4 protein-coding genes and 1 pseudogene are annotated in these 3,670 nt (G+C 59.4%); 3 read left to right on the forward strand and 2 right to left on the reverse strand.

Annotated features, from left to right (window positions below):
* Positions 1–334 (reverse strand): annotated as a pseudogene (locus AC0L17_RS33715) (hypothetical protein); the annotation flags it as partial.
* A gap of 547 nt (positions 335–881) precedes the next feature.
* Complete coding sequence (locus tag AC0L17_RS33720) at positions 882–1,271, reverse strand: hypothetical protein (RefSeq protein ID WP_473518894.1); 390 nt, start codon at positions 1,269–1,271, stop codon at positions 882–884.
* 491 nt (positions 1,272–1,762) lie between these two features.
* Between AC0L17_RS33720 and queC the strand changes: the two genes are divergently transcribed.
* From queC to queE, 3 genes are read left to right on the forward strand one after another with little or no spacing between them, the layout of a single operon-like run.
* Positions 1,763–2,461 (forward strand): 7-cyano-7-deazaguanine synthase QueC, encoded by a 699-nt coding sequence (queC, locus tag AC0L17_RS33725; RefSeq protein WP_473518895.1) that lies wholly within the window; start codon positions 1,763–1,765, stop codon positions 2,459–2,461.
* Positions 2,461–2,817, forward strand: a complete 357-nt coding sequence (gene queD, locus AC0L17_RS33730; protein ID WP_065010611.1) for a 6-carboxytetrahydropterin synthase QueD — start codon at positions 2,461–2,463, stop codon at positions 2,815–2,817. The genes queC and queD overlap by 1 nt, the downstream gene beginning before the upstream one ends.
* Complete coding sequence (gene queE / locus AC0L17_RS33735) at positions 2,814–3,548, forward strand: 7-carboxy-7-deazaguanine synthase QueE (RefSeq protein WP_473479590.1); 735 nt, start codon at positions 2,814–2,816, stop codon at positions 3,546–3,548. Before queD ends, queE begins: the two co-directional genes overlap by 4 nt.
* Positions 3,549–3,670: the final 122 nt, after the last annotated feature.

The following is a 3,670-nucleotide window of genomic DNA, read 5'->3' on the forward strand; positions in this document are numbered from 1 at the left end:
TCATGTGGCGTTGAACACCACGACCTTGGCACATTGCGATGCCGTCTGGGGAGGGCGGCAACCATCCCATCTTCTGCCGCTTGACGAACGGTTTGACATAGGCCGGGGCAATCAGTCTTGGCTCATGGCCAAGCCGAGCCATCTGACGGGCCCAGTAGTGGGAGCTGCCGCACGCTTCCATCGCCACGACACATGCCGGTTGACTCGCCATGAACTTGCAAAACTGCAGGCGCGACAGCTTCTTGCGGAACACAACCGATCCATCAGCTGCCGCCCCGTGCAGCTGAAAGACGTTCTTTGCCAGATCGATCCCAATGATGGTAACCTTTTCCATGGATGCCTGCCTCTCCTTTGCGTGGCGCTAACACCACAAACTTTGGCACATTGCGATGCCGTCGGAGAAGGCTGGCATCCACCCCATCAGCAAAATGGCGTGGCATTCAGCGGTGACGTTGGCGTGTCCGCCGCGCAGCCCCGTGTTTAGCGGAGCGGCGGACATGGCGGCCGCGTCTCAGGCGGCCAGTGCCCTCAGGTTCTCCTTCTTGTGCTCGCCCAGATGATCCATGTTGAGGTAGCGGGTCGCCTCAAGCCAGTTCTCGTGGATCTCCACTGATTGCGCGCTTTTCCTGCTCAATTAACTGCAGAAGCGCGGCGTAACCGCCAAGCAGGCGCACCGGCGGAATATTTTCGCGCAATCCTGTAACGTGAAGGAGAAGGTAACTAAGGAGCGCGGCTCCTGCGCGTGAGGTATATCCGAACGTGTGCAGCAGATCGTCGCGCTCTCCCCGGACACATCCGCGCGTCACGGAACCTCGGTGGCCGGCCGCTCGGACGCGCAGGCGGATCCGGATCCAGAAATCCACAGATGCATTCCGGTCATGCTAGCTGCCAAGCATATGACCGGCATTTCGCAAAGCGCCTAGGAAGAGACCGGCATGGACGGTGACATCGATCTTGGCCTGCATTGACAGGGGCATGCTGGCCCAGTTCTCCAATGGCGAAATGAAACGTGAGAAAGTGCCATTGACCATGCAAGAGCGGGTAACAAGGCCTTGTCTGTCCAACGCGACCACGCCCGTCTGGTCGGCTCGATATCGGATGGCTGCGATCCGCTGGACCTCCGAGTCACGATCGACCCGCACGTCGAAAACCAGGACACCGTGGCTCCTCGTGGCTATCTCTGCGGCTTTTTGGTTGAAGCTTAGGGAGAGTGAGCGGACGCTTTCGACCGCCATCTGGAAAATCGCCAAATCCAGTTCATCCAACGCCATGTAGGCTATTGCGCGCAATATAGGAGTGATTGCAACGACGCACACGGCTTGTTCACAGATGCCGGCTCACGACCAATCCTTCAACTGGTTTTGCCACTCGGCCACCGACGGATTCGTGTTCCAGATCGAACTGATCCTGAAGCGGGGCGCGCGCACTGTCCTTGAACTTGGGCTTCTGCACTCCCGCCGCTAACGAACTCCGTACCTTCATCGTTACTTCGCCAATTCGCGTGTGGCCTATGCAAGCATCCGTAACGCAGATTTGGACAGGTCAGCTTTCCCAGCAATGCCTCGAGGTCGCTTCGCATCTGTCCTTCTGAGCATATGCTTGGGTTTGGACATCCATGAAAGAGCCCGCTGTTTGTGCCCGGTGCGCCACGGCACGTCAGCGATCAGATTCCACCGGGTTCACAAAGTTGACTCGCTGGGGTAGGGGGACCGCAGAGAAATCTCCGGTCGCAGCCTTACCCGGTCAAAACAAGGATACCACGATGAAGACTCTCGTCATCTGCTCCGGCGGATTGGACTCCGTTTCCCTTGCTCACAGCGTGGCAGCGGAGCACGAGCTCGCCGGCCTCCTGTCTTTCGATTACGGCCAACGGCACAGGAAAGAATTGGGCTTCGCCGCTCTCTGCGCGGAGCGACTGAACACTATGCACCAGATCATCAACATCCCCGAAATCGGCCGCGGCCTTTCCGGCTCAGCGCTCACCGATAATTTCGACGTGCCGGACGGCCACTACGCCGAAGACACGATGAAGATCACGGTAGTGCCGAACCGGAACGCCATCATGTTGGCAATTGCCTTCGGTCTCGCCACCGCGCACAAGGCCGAAGCGGTGGCGATGGCCGTCCATGGTGGGGACCATTTCATCTATCCAGATTGCCGTCCGGCCTTCATCGAAGCTTTCCAGATGATGCAAGACCGCGCGCTGGAAGGCTACGCAGAGATTCGCCTTTATACGCCTTACGTCAACCTCACGAAGGGCGAAATCGTCCGGGATGGAGCAAGACACGGAACGCCATTTGCGGAGACCTGGTCGTGTTACAAGGGCGGCGAGCGTCACTGCGGACGGTGCGGGACCTGCGTGGAGCGGCGCGAGGCGTTTCATCTCGCGGGGCACGCTGATCCTACCGACTACGAAGACCCTGTCTTTTGGCTCGAGGCGCTGCGGAGGAGAAGCGCCTGATGTTCCGCATCACCAAGGAATTCCACTTCTCGGCCTCGCACCAGCTCACCTCTTTGCCGCCGGATCATCAGTGCGCGCGCCTGCACGGGCATAACTACATCGTCGAAGTGGAACTTTCGGCGAAGGACCTGGACGCGCACGGCTTCGTGCGCGATTATCACGATCTGGCGCCGCTCAAACGCTATATCGACGAGAGCCTCGACCATCGGCACCTCAACGAGGTGCTGGGACATGAGCAAGTCACGGCGGAATACTTGGCCAGACATTTCTATGAATGGTGCAAGGCACGTCTGCCGGAAACCGCGGCAGTGCGGGTGAGCGAAACCCCGAAAACCTGGGCGGAATACCGGCCGTGACGGACACGTGTCCCGCAATCCGTGTGAGCGAGATATTTGGGCCCACGATCCAGGGCGAGGGAGTGCTCATCGGCTTGCCTACAGTCTTCATCAGAACCGGCGGGTGTGACTACCGGTGCTCCTGGTGCGACAGCCTCCATGCGGTGGACAGTCAATTCCGCCACGAATGGGAGATGATGCCAATCGATGCGGTGTGGCAAGGCGTCGTTGGGCTTTCCGGTGGCCGGCCAGTGATGGTGTCGCTGTCAGGCGGTAATCCGGCCATTCAGCCCTTCGGTGCGCTGATCGAGCGAGGCCATGGTGAAGGTTACCGTTTTGCGCTGGAAACCCAGGGTTCGGTGGTCAGTGACTGGTTTGCGGATCTTGATGTGCTGGTTCTCAGCCCAAAGCCGCCGTCAAGCGAAATGAGGACCGATTGGGCTGCATTCCAGGCGTGCATAGAAGCGGCGCAGCAGAAGCCGCAAATCGTGCTCAAGCTCGTTGTTTTCGACGAGAATGACTACGCCTACGCCAAAGACGCCGCGGCGCGATTTCCGCACCTTCCGGTCTATCTGCAACCCGGCAATCACACGCCACCGCGCCCTGGCAATGAAGACGCACCTGTCGACCTGGACGGAATAATAAAACGCATGGAGTGGCTTGTGGAAAAGGTGACACACGACAGGTGGTTCGAAGCACGCGTGTTGCCGCAGTTGCACGTTTTGCTCTGGGGAAACAGGAGAGGCGTCTAGTCGCGCCTGTGCGGGAAATGGGCCCCCAATTGGCGGCGCGGGCGGGGTCTTGCAGAGGTGGTGGATGCCCAGAAGGTTGTGGGGGCGTAGAAAATGTGCGCGCCCCCGCGCGGCTATCTAAC

The sequence above is a fragment of the Mesorhizobium sp. WSM4829 genome, from assembly GCF_055811475.1.